The organism is Nostoc sp. XA010 (assembly GCF_020829625.1).
Taxonomy (GTDB): domain Bacteria; phylum Cyanobacteriota; class Cyanobacteriia; order Cyanobacteriales; family Nostocaceae; genus Nostoc.
In genome coordinates this window covers 172,345-189,859 of record NZ_JAIVFX010000001.1, presented here as the reverse complement: position 1 = coordinate 189,859, position 17,515 = coordinate 172,345, and the positions used below count along the sequence as shown (strand labels likewise).

The window sequence follows — 17,515 nt, the reverse complement described above, 5'->3', positions numbered from 1 at the left end:
GCAAGATCGACGCGGAGCAAGTATAAAGCAAGCTTGCTCTCAAACCTTTTTAAATTTTTGATTTTGAATCTTCAATCCAAAATCAAAAATTTAAAATCTAAAATTAGCTCAGGAGTCAGGAAATCGTAAGGCTTTGCTTAATAAGACTTTCTACGATTCTTGAAAAGTCAAGTTTCAAACAATTCTTAATATAAACAATTAAGCTGCTATGTAGCTTACTAGGAGGTTGTTTTTCGCAAAAACTGTCAGGTAAATCTGGAATACAGCCACCTGATTTGGTAGATAAGAGTATCCAAAAATTTTGAGATTCTCAAGTTTGAAACTTTACACACTTAGATAAAACTATGAATGTGATACGATTAACAACATTTGGTTTGTTATCAACACTGCTTGTGGCTGCTCCTACTTTTGCTGCAAGACAAAAGCCCACGCTACCAAACACTTCACCAAATAACGTTTTGAACGTACAACGTCAAAGTGGAGCTTGTCCAAAAACTATCGGTCTTTGGACTACTGTGCTCCTCTATAAAGGTGGTTCAGAAACTACAGTTATTGCTGATACCTTGCCAATTGCAGGCTCCGCGAAGTTAGTAGCATCAAGCGAAAAGTTTGCTGAATATAAAGCACCCTTGAAAAAAGCTTATGCTGGCTGCGTTGGTAGTGCTAGGGAGCAAGAACTTGGATGTTATCAGGTACGGTTAAAAAAAGGCTATCTTTTCTTTCGCGTACAGCTACCAAAAGATACTCCTAGTAAACCAAGCGGCATTAGGGCTACAGGTATAGTAAGTTCTCGTCCTTACTTGCGTTGGCAAGTCGCTGACTAAGGGGCTTCCAAAGGATAAATTGTCCCAAAGAATCCATATACAAACCAACGCTGAGGATGCCTTTGTTATAGATGTTGCTTCCCCAGGGCGAACGCACGGCATTTCTGAAACCCCTGCTGGATAAGGATCTTGACGAAAAAATAGGCTAAATTTAAAAACGCTGAAACCCTTGCTATTAAAGGATTCTTATACTTTAGATGCGTTTGCCCTGGTTGCTTCCCCTATCGCGTGACTAAATCCTATCTCTGTTTTGGCAATCGCTGTGTTGAATGGATTTTCAGAATTTTGGAGTTTTACCCCGATTTCTTGAGCCGTTACTGAATAAATCTTTAAGCTAAGTAACTAGTTAGAAGTGCTCTTAGTCAGTAGCAAGTTGTGAATTTTATGCACTACTGACTACTTTTGAGTTGTCGCTGAAGACCTTAATAATTATGTTGATTGATACTCAGTTACTTATCTTAATTTTTTATACATATCTTAAAGATTATGCGAATCATACATATTTTGAACCACGTTCAAGAAATAGGTAACGGAATTGTGAATGTGGCTGTGGATCTGGCTTGTTTACAAGCAAAATCTGGTTATGAGGTAGCGGTTATTTCGGCTGGTGGTGAATATGAGAAATTACTAAATATATTTGGTGTCAAACACTACCAACTAGACCAAACCAGGAAACCGATAAGTATTATTAAAGCAGCTGTGCGTTACCTGGCGATCGCAGCAGAATTTCAGCCGGATATCGTTCATGCCCACATGATGACGGGAGTCATCCTAGCCCGCATTTTTAAAGGGCATAAATATGCTTTAGTTTCCACAGTCCACAATGAATTTCAGCGTTCTAGTTTGTTGATGGGTTTAGCTGACAGGGTAATTGCCGTTAGCAAGGCGGTGCGAGATTCTATGGCACGGCGCGGTATTTCCGAAAACAAGTTGCGGGTAATATGTAACGGAACTTTGGGCAGCCCCCGCACGCGACAAATACAAGATTATCAACCTTTACCATTACAACGTCCAGCGATCGCAACTGTAGCCGGGATGTATCAACGCAAGGGAATCGCTGAGTTAATCGCTGCCTTTGAACAAATTGCCTCAGATTTTCCTCAAGCGCATCTTTATTTGGTAGGAAATGGCCCTGATAAACAGCTATTTGAGGCACAGGCACAAGCAACTTCTGTAAAAGAACGCATTCATTTTGAAGGCTTCCAGGCGGAACCTCAACGCTATCTGATATCTTGTGACATATTTGTGCTAGCTTCTCACCGCGATCCTTGCCCCTTGGTACTTTCGGAAGCTAGGGAAGCTGGAACTGCGATCGTTGGCACTCAGGTAGACGGAATCCCTGAAGCTTTGGACAATGGACAAGCAGGACTTTTAGTACCAGCAAAAGATAGTAATGCTTTGGCTGGAGTTTTAGTGCAATTACTGAGTAATGCCGATATGCTGCACGAATGGAAACAACGGGCAAATCACAACCTAGAGTGGCTGAGTGTTGCCCGCGTCCATCAGGAAACACTAGCGGTGTATCGTGAATTAATTACAGAGTGAGAGCGTTAAGAGTGTAGCGATCGCTTTACTTTTAAAGCTACACCTAAAGCGCCAAATACTAGTACACCCAAAACATTAGTTGATTCAGGAACAGCAGTGTAATGACTACCCACTCTGATTGGCCCATCTTTATCCACTTGCTCTGTTGGCACTGGTGGAATGATTCCAGCACCTGGTGATACATTGGGGTTGGTAGCGAATGGATTGTAAAACAGGGTTCCCTTTGGGATTACGCCACCACTAAAAGTGATGATGTTATCTTTTATGGTAACGTCTGAAAAAATATCCTTTAGTTCAGGGTTATTAGAGTAACCAATCTTCCCATCTCCATTAACATCTCCCCATTGCACCGGCTCATTATCAAATACGGGACTAGAATCTGGATTACTATAGGCAAGGGTTTTTAAATCAAAGACCAAGCTTTCTATATCGTACCCAGTGTCATTTAGAAAGTTATTAGCTACATCTGAGACACCATATTCTATTACTTGTCCTGGTTGAAACTCTGGCCCAAGGGTTCTTGGTTTTTTCGTTTTAAGTATGCTTTCATTTTGAGTTGTCACGATGGGTTCTACCAAGATGAAGGCTGTGGCTGGTGTCAAAGACGAAAAACTAATTCCTACTGCTCCTAGAACAGATAAGGCTATTTTGGTTGCTATTGTAGTCATATTTCTGTCCTCTTTATTATTGATTGAGAGAATACTATACCGCGTGGGTTAAATCAAACAGCAAAAGCTCACTTTTCAACCGCTATTTACCTGCTAGATAAATAGTGGTTAATGTGTGCCTGCTCAATGAGTTTATATCTACTCATAGCTTGAGTTATAAAACAATTCTTGTAATGCCTTATCAAAATAACTAGTAATTTTACCTAATCTTTATAAAAAATGTAAATTAGAACTTATGCGTTGACAGATTAGACAATATGTGAACTTGAAAAAAGCTAAGTTTAACGCGATCTACCAACAAGTTTTTTCGTTGGCAAATCACGTTAATTTAAATTCCAGCGTAGAACGTTTTGAAAAATTTAATCCCTATCAGGGATTCAAATCAATTTTTTCGTAAATCCACGCAACCGGCTTAACACTGGCTTTGCCCAATTCCCACCTAGCAAATCGTGTAGCAGAATATAAAAACAGGGGATGATAAACAATGTCAACATTGTAGCGATCGCCATTCCAAAGAAAACTACAATCCCTAAAGGCTGCAAAAACTCAGAACCTTCGCCAATGCCCAATGCTAAAGGAAACAGTCCTAAAATAGTGGTGACTGTAGTCATGATAATTGGGCGCAAGCGTTGAGGAGCAGCTTTCATAATGGCAATTTGGCGAGTACAACCAATTTCATCTCGAATTTGGTTCGCCAGTTCTACCATTAAAATTCCTGCGTTCACCACAATTCCCACCAGCAGGACGACACCAACAATTACAGTTGCGCCAATTGCTGTTTTGGTAATGTAAAGTCCAAAAATCCCCCCAGCTAACGCCAGTGGTACGGTGAAGATAATTACCAATGGGTCAATCAGCGAATTGTATTGCACCGCCATGACTACAAAGATTAAGAACACTGCCAACGCTCCCAAAGTTTTTAAAGCATCCTGAAGTTGCTGATTAGTTTCTTCGGCAGAACTAGGCACAATTGAAACCCCATCAGGTAAGTCTACATCCTTGAGTACCTCGTTGACTTCTGCGATCGCTTCACCAAGACTAGCTCCCTCGCTCAGGTTGCCTGCCACAATAAAAGCTTGACGCTGATTAATCCGTTGTACCTCACCAGGGGCTTGACCTTCTTGAATGTTCGCAACATCTGAAAGGCGGATTAGTTGATTGTTTTCTGTAAATAATGGTAATTGTTCTAGCTGGGAAGGACGCGCAATTGCTTCTTTATCTAGCTGTACCCGCACATCAACTAAACGATTACCGCGTTGAATTTGCGTGGGAACTGAACCTTCAATTGCTGTTTGAACTGTGGCACCAATTTGTTGAGCGCTCAACCCTAATGCCGAAACGCGTTCCCAGTCGGGGCGAATTTGGATTTCTGGTTGCCGGGGGTCGGCATCTGGCCGGAATGTCGCTAATTTTGCCCTTTCTTGTAATGCTTGCAGTACTTGCGCCCCTGCTTGCGTTAAGTTTTCTTCATTCTCACCTTGCAGAATCACGTCAACGTCTGACCCTTGCACTGGAGAATTACTTAAGATTAAACCCCGCACCTGACCAGGATTGAGGCGCAGCAGAATTCCTGCTAAGTTGAGTTTGTTAAATTCCTGAGTTACTTTTTTGACGAAAGCTTCAACATCTGTGCCTGGTTTTAAATTGATAGTGCTACTGGCACGTAAAGGATTTTCTGTAGTATTGCTACCAAACAAAGAACCACCCACAGTTGTGAAAGCAGACTCGGTTTCTGGTTGTCTGAGCAAAATGTCATCGACAATTTGCATAACTTTCTCAGAAGTTGCTAAAGGTGTACCGGGAGGAAACTGCGCTCTTAAGTTAGCTTGACCAGTACTGATCCGGGGTAAAATTTCTTGGGGAATTTGACCAAACATAAAGAAGCTACTGCCGCCTAAAATTACCAAAGCAGCGATAACGACAAGAAGCCGATAGCGTAAAACCTTGGTTAAGAAGTTACTGTATCCCCGTGTAGCATCTTCAAATCGGTGATTAAATTGTCTAAGCAGCCAAAATTCACTAATCCGACTAGACCAGCGAATTCCCAAGAGTCGAGAAGATAGCATCGGCACTACTGTGATGGCGACGACAAGGGATGCTGCGACTGCGAAGCTAATTGTTAGAATCAGTTCATTAAATAGCAGTGCAATAAAGCCGCCAATTAACAGGAATGGCACTACAGATACTAAGTTGGCACCTGTAGCAGCAACTAAAGCAGATTCTACTTCTTGGGAAGCATTAATGGCACTGTCAATAAAGAATTTGGAATTTTTCTTCTGCCCCTCTGCCTCCATCTCTTTTTGATTGGGAGTCATCCCTGCTTTTTCAGAAATGTTCTCCAAAATCACAACCGATGTATCAATTGCTTGACCGACTCCTAATGTCAGACCTGCTAAACTGAATACATTCAAAGTCAAGCCAAAGATTTTCATCAAAGCGATCGCTGCCAGAGTACACAACGGAATCGTCAAACTGATAATCAATGTTTGTCTGAATGATCCCAAAAATAACAACACTGCTGCTGCTGCTAGCAATGCTCCAGAAATCCCCGAAAAGATGACATCATTTAAAGAATTGCGGATAAAAACAGATTCATCTGTGGTGGGACTCAAAGTCATATCTGCTGGAATTAAACCCGATTGTCGTAATTGTTCAATTCGCCGCTTCACAGCATCTACAACGGTAATTGTGTTGGCCTCTGGCTGCTTTTGAATTGAAAATTTCACCGCAGGCTGACGGTTGAGGTAAACAAATACTCGCTGGTCTTCTGTATCGTCAATTACCTCCGCAAAGTCTCGCAAGTAGACGCGGCGAGAGGGTGCAGGGGTAGTAGTCGTAGTAGTGGTAGTGGTATTAGTGGTATTAGCGGTACTGGGAGAAGAAGAGGAAACTTCCAAGGAAAGGTTTTCAATTTCGCTGGCATTTTGGAAGCGTCCTACAGTGCGAGTTAATGGCTCGGAATTTTGCCCTAGAATCCGACCACCAGAAGTATCTTGGTTACGGGCTGTTAATTCATCTAAGACATCATTTAACCCGACACCTAAAGCTTGCAATCGGTTCAAGTCAACAAGCACCCGTACTTCTTCCTCAGCACCACCAGATACATCGACTGAAGCGACTCCCGGCACGACACTGAGTTCACGCGTTAACTCTTCATCAGCAAATACGCGTAAATCTTTACCTGGCAAAGAAGCAGATGTCAATGCCAATTCATAAACCGGTAATTGGGAAGGATCGACTTTGAATAAGCGCGGCTCCTCTATCGTATCTGGGAGTTGTCCTCGACCTCGGTTAAAAGCAGCAGTAGCATCGTTTAGGGCTTGGTCAATATCGCCCCCTGGTTGGAAGTATAAATCGAGGCTTACCTGACCTTCGCGCGTGCGGGAAAAAACTTGCACTACATTCTCGGTTGCCGATAAAGCTTCTTCTAACGGCCTGGTGATTTCATCTACTGCTACTTCTGGTGAAATACCTGGGGCTTCTAGCCGGACACCAATTCGCGGATAGGTAATAGCCGGTAGCAGATCGACTTGGATCGTGGTGAGAAAAAATACTCCAATGACAACTACTGCCACGGTGAGCATGAGTGTGCCAATGTGTTGGCGGATAGCGATCGCACTAAGACTAAATCCGCCATTGCCATTATTATTGTTCGCCTGTTGCATGATACTAAGTGATAAGTGCTGACTACTAAGTACTTTTTTCCTTGGTATGGTGGTTATTACTCACCCTACTATTGCTTTTCTGAAAGAATTGAAAGACTTACAGTGTCACCTTCTTTTAACGGCTTACCACTACGAACAACATAGCGCTCTCCCGTTTGCAAACCGGATAAAATTTCCACTCTCGCATCAGCCCTTTTTCCCAACATTACGGCTCGTGCTGTTACCTTAGTTTTGCCTTCTGTGTCTTGGACGACAAATATTTCCCCACTTTGGTCTTGTGACTTTGCCTCTGCCACACCAGATGTGTTAGCTGGAGAAGAGTCCTGCGGTACATTTGTTTGCGTCTCCCCTGTACCCTTGGAGTTCTTAGTGCCTGCTTGTTTTTGAATAGCTGTTTGCGGCACTACTACGCGCTGTTGCGTCTGGTTTTCAAAATTGACTCGCGCCAGCAATCCACTACCAATTTTGCCTTGAGTGTTGGGAATCACTACTTCTACAGGTATCAAGCGAGCTGTGGCATCGGCAGCTGGGGAAATGCGGGTAACTCTGCCAATTAATGCTTGATCCGGGAAGGCATCTAAGCGGACTTGTACAGACTGTCCAACCTGAATTTGTGCCAGTTCTAACTCGGAAACCTGCACAACTACTTTGACACGGTTAAAGTCGCCAATTTTTAAGACTTCGCTACCTGCTTGCAGAAGGTTGCCGGGTTCTGTCACCTTTTCTGTGACTATACCAGTGATGGGGGATGTCAGTTGAGCGTAAGACCTGCGCTCTTTGGTTTGAGCAACCAATGCCTGCTGGGCAAGTACTCTACCTTGGGCAGCAGCGACGGCTTGCTGTTCTGTACGAACCTGCTCTTGGGCTGCCCGTAGTGCCTGGGCTGCTGTTTTTGCCTGGGTACGTGATTGCTGGGCAGTTTGTTCAGCGATCGCTCCAGCTTTGAACAACCTCTGCTGCCGTTCTGAGTCTGCCTGAGCTTGTACCACTTCTAGCCGCGCCCGTTCAACGTCAGCACGGGCATTGCTTACCTGATTTGTTGCCCTAGCTACTTCTGATTTGAGAGCTGCTAGCTCTGCTTCTGCTTGCTTTAATTCGGTCAAAAGTATGGCATCATCTAACCGGCCGACGTTTTGCCCAAGTTTTACTGTATCGCCCACATCTAAGTTCAAAGCCAACAGCCGTGCTTCCACTTGCGATCGCACTGATACAATCCGAAAGGGTGTTGTATTACCTGTATATTCTGGTTGTTTTTCGAGCAAGTCAGTTCGAGCGATCGCCACATCTACAGGTGTTGCACCACCGCGTTCCCTATTAGCAGGACTCTGAGATTGTGCATCTGCTGATTCTTTGGGCGACGAGCCGCAACTTGTCGTCAGCAGTGCTATACCTACCAAGCAAGAAATGAATAAACTTTTTACAGAGGTAGAGGAAAGTAAGTAATTTTCTTTTTTACCTTTTTCACCTGTTGCACTAGTGCTGTTTGCAAGAAGTCTACTCTTTAAATCTGCGTAGGCCCAGCCCGCCCCAGGCATAGCTACCTCAGTATCCACAACTGAATTTAACTGGATATTAATGAGCTGGTTGGCGGCTACCGGATCTGTTATTTTCACCTGCTTGTGCGGCTTATTCATATCCAAAATCATTTATTTTTCTCTTATTGGGGAGCTTTTGGGGTTAAACAGCCGTGTTTTACCAAGTAATTTTGAGAGATATCATTAACGAAAAACGGCGAGAATTCATAAGCTGCCTAACAGTAACTTTCTATAGCAGAAATTACTGTTTTCCCATGGAAATCCAACACTTCTCACCGCTCTACTTCCTACGCAGAGGTAGAAAATCTTCTTGCAGATAATCAATTATAAACAAAGTATAAATATTTGTCAGTTTTCTGAAATCTACCCATAGGAGAAACCTAGGTTTTTCTAAAGATATGAAACTTTTTGCCTCATATCCTAAGATGGGCGGTATTACAAGAATTACCCTTGTTTTTATATCTTACTTTTCATTCTTTTATAAGTATTTATACTTATAAAATTTATTTTTTTGTTAAGAATATTAAAGATTTATTGCTTTTTAGGTTTATAATGTAGCGGAGAACACTATTTTTTCTTACCCCCCTTGCGTAATATGGCAAGAACAGGGCGATAAGTACCATAGCAACAACAGCAAGAATGAACTTTTTTGCCAGATATATATTTGCATTAGGTGAGGAAGGTAAGGCGTGACATCATTGCTCAAAATCGTACAAACCACTGATGAATCCCAAATTTCCGAATTTTTCCAGGAATCAGCAGGGAAATGGGAATCCCAACGACGCTACTACACCCTACCGACGGGAGAAACTAAGGAGATTGAAAGTATCGTTACGATTAATTTTTTAGAGCAGGGCTGTGATGAATTGCAAAAGCTAGCTCAGATGCACGATTTGTCTGATGCAGGTAGTTTAATCTGTGGTGCAGCAGTTGTATGGGAAAGTACAGATGTGCTGAAGACAAAAAAAGAATCCCAAGGTTCAACAATATTTGGGGTAATGGGAAACATTTTGTATCGCGATCGCGGTTTTGCCATATCCAAACCAGTCACCGCCCAGTATTATTTCTCCAACCCAAAAACGCTCTGTTTGCATACTGAATACAACGGTTCAGTGTTTGAGGAAGAGTTAAAGCTAATTGGCAGCAAATACCGCACCAGACAGACGATCATCTCTCGTGCTGGTGAGCAGTTGATGATTGGGCAATATTTAGAAAAGAGAATAGATTAGCTTTTTCCCTACTCCCTACTCCCTGTCTACGCAAATACTTTCAAAAATCAAAGCGGACTGCTATATAAATTTTTATAACAGTTTTGAAAATTTCCCCCAGAAAGTTAATTGCTATGTCATCATGGGAAGTGAAATGAGAATTAATTCGGCGACAGTGTTTGTTTTTAGTATTGACAGGCTTTTTCCTTTTGGTATTACAGACTTCTCTCCGAAATCTAAATCTCTACAAACTTATGATTTTGGAGACATTTGATGTCAATTTACGTTGGTAACCTCTCCTATGAAGTTACACAAGATGCGCTAAGTGCTGTATTTGCAGAATATGGTGCTGTAAAGCGTGTTCAGTTACCTACTGACCGTGAAACAGGTCGTTTACGCGGCTTTGCTTTCGTGGAAATGAGTTCAGAAGATGAAGAAACCAAAGCCATTGAAGCCCTTGATGGTGCTGAATGGTTGGGTCGTGACCTTAAAGTGAATAAGGCCAAGCCCAGAGAAGACCGAGGTGGAGGTGGTTCCTTCGGTGGTGGTGGTAATCGTGGTGGCGGCGGCGGCGGCGGCGGCTACAACCGTGGTCGCTACTAAGCTAAGTAGGCGAAAGTGATTTAGTTTAATCTAGAAAAGGCTCAGGCATTAATGCCTGAGCCTTTTTTATGCAAAACTTGACTGGTGAATATTAATCAGTAGAATGACAAGTAACTACATCAATGTAGGTGCTATTAGCATAAGGCATTTACCCTTACTATACTTGTATAAGTAACGGTCTAAGAAGATAATGCAAATTAAACTATCTAATATCTACGTACTTCTGGTGGCAAGTATGGTTGCTCTTATTGGAGCGCTACTTATAGAGATTTCTACAGCTCAATCTTCTGATTTTCACCCAGTAAATTCTGCACTTCATAACCCAGAAGCTTCTGATGAGGTTATTGACAGACAGGTTTTGGAGGAGGGGCAAGTCCTGATAGTTCAGACAAGAAGCAAGGGAGTGGAAGTTATAGCTGGGGCTAAAGTCGTGACCATGACGAAAAGCTACATTGTGACTATACAAGATGAGAATGGTGAAGTTATCAGAGTCCTTGCACGTTTGGGCGGAGGATCTGATCTCATTGCTACGGCTGTTATGTCGAAGGCTGAAGCTCTTCAATTATTAGAATCAGGTGGGGGGATTGTGGAAAATCCTAAAGACTAGTACCGTAAAGCGGAAGTCAAAAGTCAAAATAAATACAGCGTAAGCGTTTCGTTCATTTTGAATGGACGGTTTATTTCCGCCGACCTGTACTAGGTAAGAATTTCCTAATAACCAGTCCCCAATACCTAATTAATAATGAGTTGCCGACTTGCGATGATGCACAGCTGTAACCCCATCAGTATCTAACAATTTACCATTCTCGACAGTTGCATAAACCAACCAGTGGTCGCCAGATTCCATCCGGTTTTGTACGGAACATTCAAGATATGCTAGGGCATCGGTAAGTATGGGAGAACCGTTTTCAGCTTCTTCGGCAGCAACGTCAGCAAATCGGTCTTGTCCTGGGCCGAATGGTTTGAGGAAGTGCTTCATCAATCCCAAATGATTGCCTTCTTTAAGAATGTTGAGGACAAATTTATTTCCTGTATGCGTCAGTGTTTCTACTGCACGTTCTTTAGCTACAGCTATGGTTAAGCCAGGGGGACTAAAGCTAGCTTGAGATACCCAAGAGGCTAACATGGCACTGGAGCGATCGCCTTCTTTTGCTGTGAGAACACAAAGAGAACCCACAATCCGACCAACTGCTTGTTCTACATTAGTAGCAGGTTGACTTGGCGCTCGCACTTTTCTAGCTTTCTTCAAAGCTTGGGCAAAGTCGGTTCCGGCTTCTTCACATAATTGTAAGGTAGCATCGTCGGGTTTGAATTTTACGCGGATGGTGTCAAAACCAAACCGATAGCCAGCATCTTTCAATTTACCTTCGATTAAATCAACTGCTTCCCCGCTCCAGCCAAAGGAACCAAAAACACCAGCGAGTTTATTATTAGTAGCGGTGGATAGCACAATTCCTAAAGCTGTTTGCACGGGTGTAGGTGCATGACCGCCGAGAGTTGGAGAACCGATTATGAAACCATCGGCTTTCTCTACAGCCGCCCGGATTTCTTCTGGTTCAGTAAATTCGCAGTTAATCGATTCTACAGCAACGCCAGCTTTTGTAATGCCACGAGCGATCGCTTGGGCTAATGTTGCCGTATTCCCATAAGCTGATGCATAAATCAACGCTACTGTCAAGTCAGCAGAAGTTTGCTGTTGACTCCATTCTCGATAAGCTTTGGTCAGGTCAATTAAGCCATAGCGTACCAAAGGCCCGTGTCCAGTTGCATACATTCGCACGGGGAAATCAGCTAGTTTCTCCAGCGCTGTTTCAACTTGACGAGCGTGGGGAGCCATGAGGCAATCAAAATAATAGCGCCGATCTTCGTTATATACTTCCCAGCCTTCATCAAATACCTGATCTCCGCAAACATGCGCCCCAAATAACTTATCTGAGTACAGAATTTCCGTTTGCGGATCGTAGGTGCAGAGTTGATCTGCATAGCGGGGATTGGGGGTGGGAATAAATTGTAAATTATGCCCGTTGCCTAAATCTAGGGTTTCTTCGCCCCGCATTACAAGAATTTGCAAATCTGGATTTTCCAGCGCCGCACGTAAATTTATCGCCCCTGGATTAGAACAAACAAAAGTGATTTGCGGGGCAATTTTCAACAAAGCTTTTAAAGTTGCAGCGCGGTTGGGGTTGACGTGTCCCAAAATTACATAATCTAACTCTTCGAGATAGAAACGTTGCTGCAACGCTTTTAAATAAATTTCCGTAAACGTTTCCCCTGGAGGATCGATAATGGCAGTTTTTTCGCTTTCTATTAAATAAGAATTAGCAGTTGTACCCTTAGCAAGAGCATATTCAATTTCAAATCTGAGCCTTGACCAACTGCGCGATCGCAGTATTCTTGTATCTGTAGCTATTGGATAAACTTGAACATCACGGGGTTTATTTGTTGACATAGCTTTATTGGGGAATAGGGGATTGGGGATTGGGGGCTGGGGGCTGGGGACTGGGAAAGTTATTCTCGATACTTAATATTCAATCTCCAATATTTAATTGCTGATACCTAATCCCCAATCCCTAGTCACCAGTACCTTCTTTAATAATGATTACCAACTTTGCGGTGATGCACAGCAGTTAAAGCATCTGGCTTAGAAACTCGTCCGGCGTAGACGGTACTGTATACTGCCCAATGGTCACCACAATCCATTCTACTGACAACTTCGCACTCCATGTAGGCGAGGGCGTCGTTGAGGATAGGCGCACCATTTTCGGCTGGTTGGGTTCTCACTCCTTCAAAGCGATCGGCACCAGGGGCGAACCGTTTTAAAAAGTGTTTCATTAGTGGTTGGAAATTGCCTTCTTCTAATATGTTGAGAACAAAGCGATCGCCTACTTGCATGAGTGATTCAATTGCCCGATCTTTGGCTACTGCAATGGAAAATCCTAAGGGTTTGAAGCTGGCTTGAGCAACCCAGGAGGCTAACATCGCACTGGATACATCGCCTTTTTTGGCAGTAATGATATACAATCCACCGCTAAGTCTACCTAATGCTTTATCTAAGTCAGCACCAAGAGATTTCATAGCTTTGATGCTGCGATCGCGTGTTACCCATTGAGCTAAGTCTGTACCCGCTTCTTCACACAGCTTGTAGGTATTTTCTGTAGGTGTTTGTTTAATCCGAATTGCTGGAAAAACCGTTGTCAAACCCAAATTGCGGAATTTACTCACCAAAGGATCTATTGGTTCATCATCGCCACCGCCGGTTTCAAATACGCCGATAGCTTGCTTTTCTTTGGCAGATCCTAAAACTGTGCTGAGTGCAGATTGGATGCTCGCAGCGCCAGAAGCCGGAGGTAAACCAACGATTAGCCCAGCACAACGGCTAACTAGTTCCCGCAGTTCTTGTAAATCGACTTCAGATCCCAAATCGACAATTTCCACGGCTACACCAGTTTTGCCGATACCGCTGGCAATTGCTTGCACGAGGCGATCGCTATATCCGTATTCGGAAACGTAAAATATCCCAACTACCGTTTCTGGCTTAGTTTGGGTTTGGCTCCAAGTGCGGTAACGTCCAACTAGTTCCTCAACATTATGGGATAATAATGGCCCGTGTCCTGTGGCAATCATATCGATGGTTTTGAGTTCACCCATTCGTTTCAGGGCAGATAAAACTGATCGGGCATTCGGCCCCATCAAGCAATCGTAGTAGTAATGAAAGTCTTCTTCGATAGCCGCCAAGTCTTCATCAAAGGTGCTATCTGAGCAATAGTGCAACCCAAAAGCATCGCAGGTATAGAGAGTTTTGGTTTTGTGGTCGAAGCTGAAAATGGTATCCGGCCAGTGTAAATTTGGAGCAATCACAAATTCAAATTCATGACCATTGCCCAAATCTAATCGATCGCCATTTTTCACAATCCGCCTTTTGAATGGCTGATGTACAAAATCTTCAAGAAACTGAATCGCCACCTTAGAACCGACAACGGTTATTTCGGGAGCCATTTGCAGTAAATCTTTAACTAAACCGCTATGGTCTGGCTCGGTGTGGCTGATAATCAAATAATCAATATCTGTTGGCTTGATTAGTCCGGTGAGCGTATCGAAGTATAGTTGACGAAACTTTTCGTGGGAGGTATCAACTAAGGCAGTCTGCTCCCCACGGATGAGAAACGAGTTATAGGTGGTGCCATTTTGCAGACCAAACTCAATATCGAAGCGATCGCGATCCCAATCTAGAGAGCGAATAGCCGTCGTCTCTTGAGCGATTTCCACAGTCTGTATGGTGAGCCGTTTTTCAGTTTTTTCGGTGAGTGCTACCATAACTCCCCTCCTTGACACAATGAGTATTTGTTCCTCTTGTTTTATTGTGACACGGGATGAATGTTAATTTTTATTAAAAAATCTATGAATGACTTAAAAAAGTTAAAAGTGTGAAACCGCATAAGCACCCAGAAAACACAGATAATATTTGGCTAGCTTTGGAAATTGGCAACTCTCGGCTACATTGGGCGTTGTTTGTTGGCGAGACGCTTTACTCAGCTTGGGATACTGACCATCTACCTGAGTCTGTTATACAACAACTGACTGAATGTCAAACCCTGAATGATTTACTAGAGAAAATTTTTCCACAAGGTGAATCTCTAACAAACACTTTGTCCCTCTGTCGTCTCCTCGTCGCCTCTGTAGTTCCCAGCCAAACTGCTATTTGGCAAACTTACCCAAATACTCATGTTATTACATTAGACCAAGTACCGCTAAAAGGTGTTTATCCCACACTAGGAATTGATCGCGCTTTAGCTTTGTGGGGTGCGGGGAAAACGTGGGGTTTTCCAATGTTGGTAATTGATGCTGGGACAGCGCTAACCTTTACGGCTGCGGATGCTAATGAGTGTCTAGTTGGAGGTGCAATTTTGCCGGGATTAGGTTTGCAATTTGCAACCCTCGGTCAGCAAACTGGACAATTACCATTAGTCGAAATGCAAAATATTGCGCCTCTACCAGCACGTTTTGCTCTCAATACTACAGAAGCTATTTATAGTGGAGTAGTTTATACAATATTAGCTGGAATTAAAGATTTTATTGAAGCATGGTTGCAATTATTTGCTAATGGAAAAATTGCGATTAAAGGAGGCGATCGCACTTTATTATTAAACTATCTACAAGCCTTATATCCTGAAATTTCAGCACCTTTGATTGTAGAACCTAATTTGATATTTTTGGGAATGCGCGAAATACTAATGGCTGATATGACAGCAGGCAATTATCCCATTGAAGAGTTTTAATCAGGTCATAGTTGTGACAACAAACTTGAAACACATATCACGGTTTGAGAGCGAGGGAATATGTGTAGTGGATTGGCAACAAACCCTGAATGAGCTAGTTTAATTCGTTGAAATTATGATTTTTTAAAATACCTTGAATAAACTCCCGAATCTCAACAGCCACAACCCCAGCACAAGATTCTGGTAAGTCATTTCCGGCATGAGCAATCATTTTTAACTCGACTTTCGGCATCAGTTGAGCATAAACCCGACTCTTGGCTAAAGCATCTGGTGTATCTTGGCCACCTTGTAAAATAAAAACCGGCACATCTATCATGTAAAGCCGCTTTTGCACTAATTCCGCCTCAATTTCTGCTTGTCGCCGTTTGAAAAGTAACTGGCAAGCTATGGGGTAACGCAACAATTCCTGACGTAATTGCAAATCCTGGGCAATTTTTTCATACCAACCCAGAATTTTAGTGAAAGGAGTTAGCGATCGCAACAATTTAACTATAATTGGTGGATAATTCAATAATCGCCGCATCTTTCGACAATACTCTTCTTGTCCTGCTATCTCTACACCCTCTGGTGCTAGCAGTACCACACCATCAAGTTTCTCTGGATACTTTAAAGCATAGCTAGCAGCAATCCAGCCCCCAAGAGAATGCCCTATTAAGTAGACTTTTTCTAGCTTGACTGCTTGCAAAAATTCAGCCAAACACTCTACTTGTAAATCTATCGAATGATGGATATTAGGATTTTCTGATTCACCAAACCCTAACAAATCAAGTGCAAAGCAATGGAAATCTTGTGAAAGGGACTCCATTACAGATAACCATTGGCTGCTCTCATTCCAAGCACCATGTAAAAAAATTATAGGAGTTTTTTCACCGACTTCACGCCAGAATATCAGCCCTTGAGAGAGCTTTATCCGCGAGTTACGGAATAATGTATTCATTTTAATTTAGTAGTTAATTTTAGCACCATAATAAATAGTCATTAGTCATTAGTCATTAGCATTTAGTTTTGGACAAATTACAAACACAGAAGCGTGAGCCGAACGCGACTAGCGTCTCATAGAGAAGCTTCCTTAGATCATATACTTTGGCGGCAAATGACAAATGACAAATGACAAACGACTAAATATTGTTATGCCAGTGTTGTCAAGCCATTCAAGTAGTCTTGCAACTGCCGAGTATGGTCGTGAGACATTTGTCCTGAAGGTAGCAAATTGGGAGAGAAAGCTTGGATTTCCATAACTTCCAAAGTATCCTGAATTTTCATTGTCCCATGTACCTCGGCTTCAACCACAACACAAATTGAATGGATTCTGGGATCACGGTCTGGCGCGGAGTAAACTCCTACTAAACGATTAATTTTCACCAATTCTAGCCCGGTTTCCTCAATCAATTCCCGGCGGGCTGTATTGGGAATATCTTCTCCCCAATCCACCATACCTCCAGGCAATGCCCAAAGACCATCATCACGCCGCCGGATCAGTACTATGCGACCATCGGGTAAAATTGGGATGATACTAGTGCCAGTAATGGGATGACGAAATATAATACCCAATACTGTTTGTCCAATACGCCATAAGCTACGGGTGGACTGGACAGCTGCCGGAAAAAAAGCAATAACGTTCAATCTTCAAAATTTTTGTATTGTATTCTATAGCTCTCTACCACTTACATAAACTCAACTAATTAAATTTATGGTGAGTTTTATTTTATACAAGAATGTTTGCGGTTTGAGATTTTATTCTGACGATTTACGTAGAATATTATTGATTCTAACATCAAGTTTCTAGAGAAGCACTGTATTCATATATACATAAAGTTTGTTAAATCAGAAAGTTTTTCAGTTTAAAATTAACATTAGCCTTGCCCAAACTAGCGATCGCTAATATTTTTCAGCACACATTAAAAAAAATAATCTGAATGATAAGTTTTAACCCAAAATTTAGAAGAGACAATTAAGCGGGGTTTGAAACCGTCATCTAATTCTTGATAATATTGATTAGTTTGTTCGAAGAACAACAACTTGTTAGCTAATTTACATCTATTTGACGAATTTGAATCAAATAAAAGGTATTTTTCGTCTGGGTGGTGGGGATAGTTATAAATTATAATTGACAGAACAAGGTTGAACGCGATAGACTAGTACACTGTTTAAAGCGTATTTATTGCTGCACTAGGCTACAAGTATATCAATA

Annotated in this window: 13 protein-coding genes; 6 read left to right on the top strand and 7 right to left on the bottom strand. The window is 42.4% G+C overall.

Annotated features, from left to right (window positions below; translation table 11 throughout):
• The first annotated feature begins 344 nt into the window (after positions 1-344).
• Entirely contained in the window at positions 345-824 is a 480-nt protein-coding gene (locus tag LC608_RS00795; RefSeq protein WP_229551719.1) for a hypothetical protein, read from the top strand.
• Positions 825-1,310: 486 nt separating this feature from the next.
• Positions 1,311-2,369 carry a glycosyltransferase family 4 protein gene (locus tag LC608_RS00790; RefSeq protein WP_229551718.1) on the top strand — a complete coding sequence of 353 codons (1,059 nt, stop codon included), beginning with the start codon at positions 1,311-1,313 and terminating at the stop codon, positions 2,367-2,369.
• A 5-nt stretch (positions 2,370-2,374) separates the two neighbouring features.
• On the opposite strand, the gene LC608_RS00785 is transcribed toward LC608_RS00790, so the two are convergent.
• The 3 genes from LC608_RS00785 to LC608_RS00775 form a co-directional block, all read right to left on the bottom strand.
• Entirely contained in the window at positions 2,375-3,037 is a 663-nt protein-coding gene (locus LC608_RS00785; protein ID WP_229551717.1) for a hypothetical protein, read from the bottom strand.
• Positions 3,038-3,414: 377 nt separating this feature from the next.
• Complete coding sequence (locus LC608_RS00780) at positions 3,415-6,702, bottom strand: efflux RND transporter permease subunit (protein ID WP_229551716.1); 3,288 nt, start codon at positions 6,700-6,702, stop codon at positions 3,415-3,417.
• A 68-nt stretch (positions 6,703-6,770) separates the two neighbouring features.
• A complete protein-coding gene (locus tag LC608_RS00775; RefSeq protein ID WP_229551715.1) occupies positions 6,771-8,336 on the bottom strand; it encodes an efflux RND transporter periplasmic adaptor subunit in 1,566 nt (521 codons plus the stop codon).
• A 590-nt stretch (positions 8,337-8,926) separates the two neighbouring features.
• Between LC608_RS00775 and LC608_RS00770 the strand changes: the two genes are divergently transcribed.
• The 3 genes from LC608_RS00770 to LC608_RS00760 all read left to right on the top strand — a co-directional run bounded on the left by LC608_RS00770 (position 8,927) and on the right by LC608_RS00760 (position 10,655).
• Positions 8,927-9,466, top strand: coding sequence for a phycobiliprotein lyase (locus LC608_RS00770; protein WP_229551714.1), 540 nt, complete (start codon positions 8,927-8,929; stop codon positions 9,464-9,466).
• Between the two features lie 252 nt (positions 9,467-9,718).
• A complete protein-coding gene (locus tag LC608_RS00765) occupies positions 9,719-10,048 on the top strand; it encodes an RNA-binding protein (protein ID WP_229551713.1) in 330 nt (109 codons plus the stop codon).
• A gap of 190 nt (positions 10,049-10,238) precedes the next feature.
• On the top strand, positions 10,239-10,655 hold the full coding sequence (locus LC608_RS00760; protein ID WP_229551712.1) for a hypothetical protein: 417 nt from the start codon (positions 10,239-10,241) through the stop codon (positions 10,653-10,655).
• A gap of 129 nt (positions 10,656-10,784) precedes the next feature.
• Here LC608_RS00760 and LC608_RS00755 read toward each other — a convergent pair whose 3' ends face one another.
• Positions 10,785-12,497: a diflavin flavoprotein gene (locus LC608_RS00755; protein ID WP_229551711.1), complete on the bottom strand. Its 1,713-nt coding sequence runs from the start codon at positions 12,495-12,497 to the stop codon at positions 10,785-10,787.
• A gap of 140 nt (positions 12,498-12,637) precedes the next feature.
• Complete coding sequence (locus LC608_RS00750; RefSeq protein ID WP_229551710.1) at positions 12,638-14,362, bottom strand: diflavin flavoprotein; 1,725 nt, start codon at positions 14,360-14,362, stop codon at positions 12,638-12,640.
• A 110-nt stretch (positions 14,363-14,472) separates the two neighbouring features.
• Here LC608_RS00750 and LC608_RS00745 point away from each other — a divergent pair, with 110 nt between their 5' ends.
• A complete protein-coding gene (locus tag LC608_RS00745; protein WP_229551709.1) occupies positions 14,473-15,324 on the top strand; it encodes a pantothenate kinase in 852 nt (283 codons plus the stop codon).
• A 94-nt stretch (positions 15,325-15,418) separates the two neighbouring features.
• On the opposite strand, the gene LC608_RS00740 is transcribed toward LC608_RS00745, so the two are convergent.
• A complete protein-coding gene (locus LC608_RS00740; RefSeq protein WP_229551708.1) occupies positions 15,419-16,261 on the bottom strand; it encodes an alpha/beta fold hydrolase in 843 nt (280 codons plus the stop codon).
• A 191-nt stretch (positions 16,262-16,452) separates the two neighbouring features.
• Positions 16,453-16,947 carry an NUDIX hydrolase gene (locus tag LC608_RS00735; RefSeq protein WP_229551707.1) on the bottom strand — a complete coding sequence of 165 codons (495 nt, stop codon included), beginning with the start codon at positions 16,945-16,947 and terminating at the stop codon, positions 16,453-16,455.
• Between the last annotated feature and the right edge of the window lie 568 nt (positions 16,948-17,515).

Bases quoted from the DNA above. Each gene is read 5' to 3' on its own strand.
- LC608_RS00795 (WP_229551719.1), top strand. From the start codon at position 345: ATGAATGTGATACGATTAACAACATTTGGTTTGTTATCAACACTGCTT.
- LC608_RS00790 (WP_229551718.1), top strand. From the start codon at position 1,311: ATGCGAATCATACATATTTTGAACCACGTTCAAGAAATAGGTAACGGA.
- LC608_RS00785 (WP_229551717.1), bottom strand. From the start codon at position 3,037: ATGACTACAATAGCAACCAAAATAGCCTTATCTGTTCTAGGAGCAGTA.
- LC608_RS00780 (WP_229551716.1), bottom strand. From the start codon at position 6,702: ATGCAACAGGCGAACAATAATAATGGCAATGGCGGATTTAGTCTTAGT.
- LC608_RS00775 (WP_229551715.1), bottom strand. From the start codon at position 8,336: ATGAATAAGCCGCACAAGCAGGTGAAAATAACAGATCCGGTAGCCGCC.
- LC608_RS00765 (WP_229551713.1), top strand. From the start codon at position 9,719: ATGTCAATTTACGTTGGTAACCTCTCCTATGAAGTTACACAAGATGCG.
- LC608_RS00760 (WP_229551712.1), top strand. From the start codon at position 10,239: ATGCAAATTAAACTATCTAATATCTACGTACTTCTGGTGGCAAGTATG.
- LC608_RS00755 (WP_229551711.1), bottom strand. From the start codon at position 12,497: ATGTCAACAAATAAACCCCGTGATGTTCAAGTTTATCCAATAGCTACA.
- LC608_RS00750 (WP_229551710.1), bottom strand. From the start codon at position 14,362: ATGGTAGCACTCACCGAAAAAACTGAAAAACGGCTCACCATACAGACT.
- LC608_RS00740 (WP_229551708.1), bottom strand. From the start codon at position 16,261: ATGAATACATTATTCCGTAACTCGCGGATAAAGCTCTCTCAAGGGCTG.